Origin of the sequence: Roseateles chitinivorans (assembly GCF_002761755.1) — a bacterium.
Lineage (GTDB): Bacteria > Pseudomonadota > Gammaproteobacteria > Burkholderiales > Burkholderiaceae_C > Roseateles > Roseateles chitinivorans.
The window spans coordinates 1-4,846 of sequence record NZ_PEOG01000134.1; the positions used below are offsets into that span (position 1 = coordinate 1).

Here is a 4,846-nt window from a genome sequence, read left to right on the forward strand (position 1 = left end):
CCAGGAGCGCCGCGATCCGCGCGGCGACGACCGTCACCGCGACGCGCGGGGTCCGCAAGGCCGCGACGAGCGCCGCGGCGGCCCCGGCCGCCCGCAACGCGAAGGCGGCTACGGCGATCGCGCCGACCGCGGCCCGCGTGAGGACCGCGGCGGTTTCGGCGGCCGTCCTGACCGGGGCGGCGACGAACGCCGTGCCCACGGCGACCGTCCGCAGGGGGATCGCTCCCGCTACGACGATCGCCCGCGCTACGACGACCGCCCTCGTCATGAGGATCGTTCCCGCTTCGAGGGCGACCGCCCTCGCCGGGACGACCGCGGCAGCGACCGCTACGGTGACCGCCCGGCCCGCCCGCAAGGCGACCGCGCACAGGGCGACCGCGGCTACGGCGACCGTTCGCAGGGCCCGCGTGGTCACGGTGACCGTCCCCAGGGCCCCCGCGCTTTTGGCGATCGCCCGCAGGGTGACCGTCCGCAGCGAGACCGTCCCTTTGGCGACCGTCCGGCAAGCGACCGGGGCTACGGCGACCACCCGCGTCGCGATGACCGGGGCGGCGACCGCGGCGGGGACCGCTACGGCCGTGGCGCCGAAGGCTCTCGCTACGGTTCGGGTCCGGGCGGGAATCCGGGCTTCCGGCACGGCGACGATCGGCCGCGCCGCGCACCCGCCGGCGACCGGGACGCGCCTCATCCGGGCGACGTCCATGCCCGCGCCGAACGCGAGGAGCGTGCCGAGCGCACCGACCGTCCGCGCAAGCCGGACGCGCCGCGTCAACCGGCGCCGGTGCGCCTGGCCGACCCGGACGCCGGCGAGCGCCTGTCCAAGCGCATGAGCGAACTCGGCCTGGCCTCGCGTCGCGAAGCCGACGAGTGGATCGAGGCCGGCTGGGTCACCGTCGACGGCGAGCCGGCGACGCTGGGCCAGCGTGTCGGCCCCGACGCGAAGATCGAGGTCGATCCGGCCGCCCGCGAACAGCAGGCGCAGCGCGTGACCATCCTGCTGCACAAGCCGATCGGCTACGTCTCCGGCCAGGCCGAGGACGGCTATGAGCCGGCGTCGGTGCTGGTCAAGGCGGAGACGCACTGGGGCGAGGATCCGTCCAAGATCCACTGGGCGCCCGGCCATGGTCGCAGCCTGGCGCCGGCCGGCCGGCTGGACATCGATTCCACTGGCCTGCTGGTGCTGACCCAGGACGGCCGCATCGCGCGCCATCTGATCGGCGAGGACTCCGACGTCGAGAAGGAATACCTGGTGCGCGTCGCCGTCGAGCATGGCGACCCGGAGCAGCATCCGCAGCACCAGCTCGATCCGAAGGCGATCGCCCTGCTGAACCACGGCCTCGAGCTGGATGGCGTCCAGCTCAAGCCGGCCAAGGTCAGCTGGGCCAACGAGGACCAGTTGCGCTTCGTCCTGCGCGAGGGCCGCAAGCGCCAGATCCGCCGCATGTGCGAGCTGGTCGGCCTGAAGGTGCTGGCGCTCAAGCGGGTGCGCATCGGCCGGATTCCGCTCGGCCAGCTGCCGCAGGGCCAGTGGCGCTATCTCGCGCCGTGGGAGCGCTTTTGAGCGAGGCGTCGGCGTCGACGACCGCCTCCGATCCGTCCGCCGGCCTGCCGCCGGCCCTGCGGCCGCTGTGCCTCGCCGGTCCCACGGGCTGCGGCAAGACCGCGGCCGCGCTCGCGATCGCGGGCCGCCAGCCGGTGGAAATCATCAGCGTCGACTCCGCGCTGGTGTATCGCGGCATGGACATCGGCACCGCCAAGCCGACGCCGGCGGAACTCGCCGCGGTGCCGCATCACCTGATCGACCTCCTCGAGCCGACCGAGAGCTATTCGGCCGCCCAATTCGTCCGCGACACGCTGCGGCTGGTGCCCGAGATCCAGGCCCGCGGCGCGCGGCCGCTGCTGGTCGGCGGCACGATGCTCTATTTCAAGGCGCTGTTCGACGGCCTGTCCGAGCTGCCGCAGGCCGACCCGGCGCTGCGTGCGCAGCTCGATGCGGAGGCCGCCCGCGACGGCTGGCCCGCGATGCATGCGCGACTGGCGGCGCTGGACCCGGAGACCGCCGCTCGCCTGGCGCCGCTGGACGCGCAGCGCATCCAGCGCGCGCTCGAGGTCTGCCTGCTCAGCGGCGAGCCGATGTCGGCGCTCTACCGGCGCCAGCGCGCACAGGGCGTCGACTGGCCGCTGATCTCGCTGGAGCCGTCGGACGCGGCTCGCGCCTGGCTGCACCGGCGCCTCGCGCAGCGCTTCGACCTGATGATCGAGCAGGGATTCATCGACGAAGTGCGGCGCCTGCGCGCCCGCGGCGACCTGCACCTCGGGCTGCCCTCGATGCGCTGCGTCGGCTACCGGCAGGCCTGGGAACTGCTCGATGCCAACGAGGCCGCCCCCGATCTGGCGGCCCTGCGCGAACTCGGCACCGCCGCGACGCGGCAGCTCGCCAAGCGCCAGATCACCTGGCTGCGCAGCATGCCGGCGCGGCGGGTGGTGGCAGCCGAGGCACCGGACGCGCTCGAGCGGCTGATCGCGCTCGCCGACGTCAACGCCAACGCCAACGCCAGCGCCGGCTGAGGCGCGCGGCAGCGTGCGGGCCTGCGGGCCTGCGTGCGGCCCTGCGTGTCGCCGTGTCGCGCCGTGAGCATCCGGGGCGATCCATGACCGCACCCGGCCGCACCGGGCCGGCGGCGCCGCGGACTCGCGCCACAATCCGCCGATCGACCTCGCCCGACCGACGATGGACGTCCCACTCCTCACCGCCACCGGCCTGACCAAGCGCTACGGCGCGCAAACCCTGTTCGAGCACCTCTCGCTGACGCTGCATCGCGGCGAGATGCTGGCGCTGCTCGGCGAATCGGGCAGCGGCAAGTCGACCCTGCTGAACGGGCTGGCGGCGCTCGAGCCGCTGGATCGCGGCCAGGTGGTGCTGCAGGGCCGCGACCTGCTCGCGCTGGACGAATCCGGCCAGGCCCGGCTGCGTCGCGAGCAACTCGGCTTCGTCTTCCAGGCCTTCCATGTGCTGCCCCACCTGAACGTGCGGGACAACGTCGCCTTGCCGCTGCTGCTGCAGGGCAAGCCCGACGCGCGGCGCGTCACCGAGATGCTGGAGGCGGTCGGCCTCGGCGCGCAGGCCCGCCACCTACCCCGCCAGCTCTCCGGCGGCCAGCTGCAGCGCGTGGCCATCGCCCGTGCGCTGGTGCACCGCCCGGTGCTGGTGCTGGCCGACGAGCCGACGGGCAACCTCGACCCCGCCCATGCCGACCAGGTCATGCGCCTGCTGCGCCAGCAGTTGCGCGAACAGGGCGCGGCCTGCCTGCTGGTGACGCACTCGGCCCATGCCGCCGAGCTGGCGGACCGGCGCCTGCGGCTCGAGGACGGCCGGCTCGTCGAGGCCTGAAGGCCCGACGCCCGCGTTCGTCGTTTGCCCGCCCCCAACGCATGAGCGCCACGCCCGCCTCCCCGATGCACGACAGCGGCCGCCGCACCCCGCTCGCCGGCCTGCGTCGCGTCTGGGGCTGGTGGTGGCAGTTGTCCTGGCCCGCGCTGCGCCTGCAATGGGGCCGGCAGTTGGCCGCACTGCTCACGATCGCGCTGGGCCTGGCGCTCGCCGGTGCGGTCCACTGGATCAACGCCTCGGCCCTGGCGCAGTTCGAATCGGCCGCGCGCCAGAGCAGCGCGCAGGCCGATGTCGAGCTCGGCGCCACGCCCGGCGCCGCGCCGCTGTCGGACCGCTTCTTCGCCGAACTCGCCGCGCGCGAGGACATCGCCGCGATCGCGCCGCGGCTGGACGCGAGCATCCGGCTGCAGGGTCGCGACGGCCAATGGCAGCGGGTGCGGCTCATCGGCCTGGACCTGTTCCAGATCGGCGCCTTCCATCCGCAATGGCTGCCGCGCATGGACGGCGCGGACCTCGGTCGCGCGCTGCGCGAGCCGGCGATGCTGGTCAGCGACGCCGCCTGGACCCGGCTCGGCCTGGAGGCGCCGACCGCGCTGCGCGTGGACCTGCCGGGCGAGCCCGCGCCGCTGCCGATCGCTGGCCGGGTGCCGGATCGTCAGCAGGCGCTGGTGATCATGGACATCGCCTGGGCCCAGCAACTGCTGCGTCGGCCGGGGCAGCTCGACGCCATCCTGCTGCGCATGAGCGCCGGCCACGCGGTGCCAGCGGCCTGGCCGCCCGGCATCTCGGCGCATGCGCCCGAGGACCAGGCCCGCCAGCAGGCCGACGACGCCCGGCGCCTGACGCGCGCCTACCGGCTCAACCTGGGCGTGCTGTCGCTGATGGCGCTCTTCGTCGGCGCGTTCATGGTCTTCGCGGTGCACAGCCTGTCGGTGGCGCAGCGGCTGCCGCAGCTGGCGCTGCTCGGCGTGCTGGGCATGAGCGCGGGGCAGCGGCTGGCGCTGCTGGTGTCCGAGGCGCTGGTGCTGGGATTGGCCGGCGCGGTGCTGGGCCTGGGCCTCGCGATCGCGCTGGCGGAACTGGGGCTGCATGCGCTCGGCGGTGACCTGGGCAGCGGGCTGACCGGGCTCAGCGGTGGCCGGCCCGCGCTTCAGCTCTCGACGACCTCGATCATCGGCCTGCTGGCGCTGGGTCCGCTGGTCAGCCTGGGCGCGGCGGCGCTGCCGCTGGCACGGCTGCGCCGGCTGCCGGTCGCCCAGGTGCTCAAGGGGCTGGGCAGCGGCGGCGACACGAGCCGCTGGTGGTGGCTCGGTCCGGCGCTGCTGGCCGCCGCGCTGCCGCTGGCGGCGATGCGGCCGGTGCTCGGCCTGCCGCTGGGCGCCTATGGCGCGATGGTGGCGCTGCTGCTGGGGGCGCTGGGCACGGTCCCCTTCGTGCTGCGCGCGATCACCGGCC

5 protein-coding genes are annotated in these 4,846 nt (G+C 74.8%); 4 read left to right on the plus strand and 1 reads right to left on the minus strand.

The features are described 5' to 3' along the window. On the minus strand, nt 1-772 hold a 772-nt coding region (locus tag CS062_RS27120; protein ID WP_233218242.1), incomplete at its 3' end, for a hypothetical protein. 9 nt (nt 773-781) lie between these two features. On the opposite strand from CS062_RS27120, the gene CS062_RS27125 reads away from it, so the two are divergent. The 4 genes from CS062_RS27125 to CS062_RS24815 form a co-directional block, all read left to right on the plus strand. Further along, nucleotides 782-1,561 carry a pseudouridine synthase gene (locus tag CS062_RS27125; protein WP_233218243.1) on the plus strand — a complete coding sequence of 260 codons (780 nt, stop codon included), beginning with the start codon at nt 782-784 and terminating at the stop codon, nt 1,559-1,561. Beyond that, entirely contained in the window at nt 1,558-2,568 is a 1,011-nt protein-coding gene (miaA, locus tag CS062_RS24805; protein WP_099864512.1) for a tRNA (adenosine(37)-N6)-dimethylallyltransferase MiaA, read from the plus strand. The genes CS062_RS27125 and miaA overlap by 4 nt, the downstream gene beginning before the upstream one ends. 163 nt (nt 2,569-2,731) lie before the next feature. Next, the gene (locus CS062_RS24810) at nt 2,732-3,391 is read left to right on the plus strand and encodes an ABC transporter ATP-binding protein (RefSeq protein WP_099864513.1); all 660 of its coding nucleotides are present in this window, start codon (nt 2,732-2,734) and stop codon (nt 3,389-3,391) included. Nucleotides 3,392-3,432: 41 nt separating this feature from the next. Continuing rightward, on the plus strand, nt 3,433-4,846 hold a 1,414-nt coding region (locus CS062_RS24815; RefSeq protein WP_143742513.1), incomplete at its 3' end, for an ABC transporter permease.

Bases quoted from the DNA above. Each gene is read 5' to 3' on its own strand.
- CS062_RS24810 (WP_099864513.1), top strand. From the start codon at position 2,732: ATGGACGTCCCACTCCTCACCGCCACCGGCCTGACCAAGCGCTACGGC.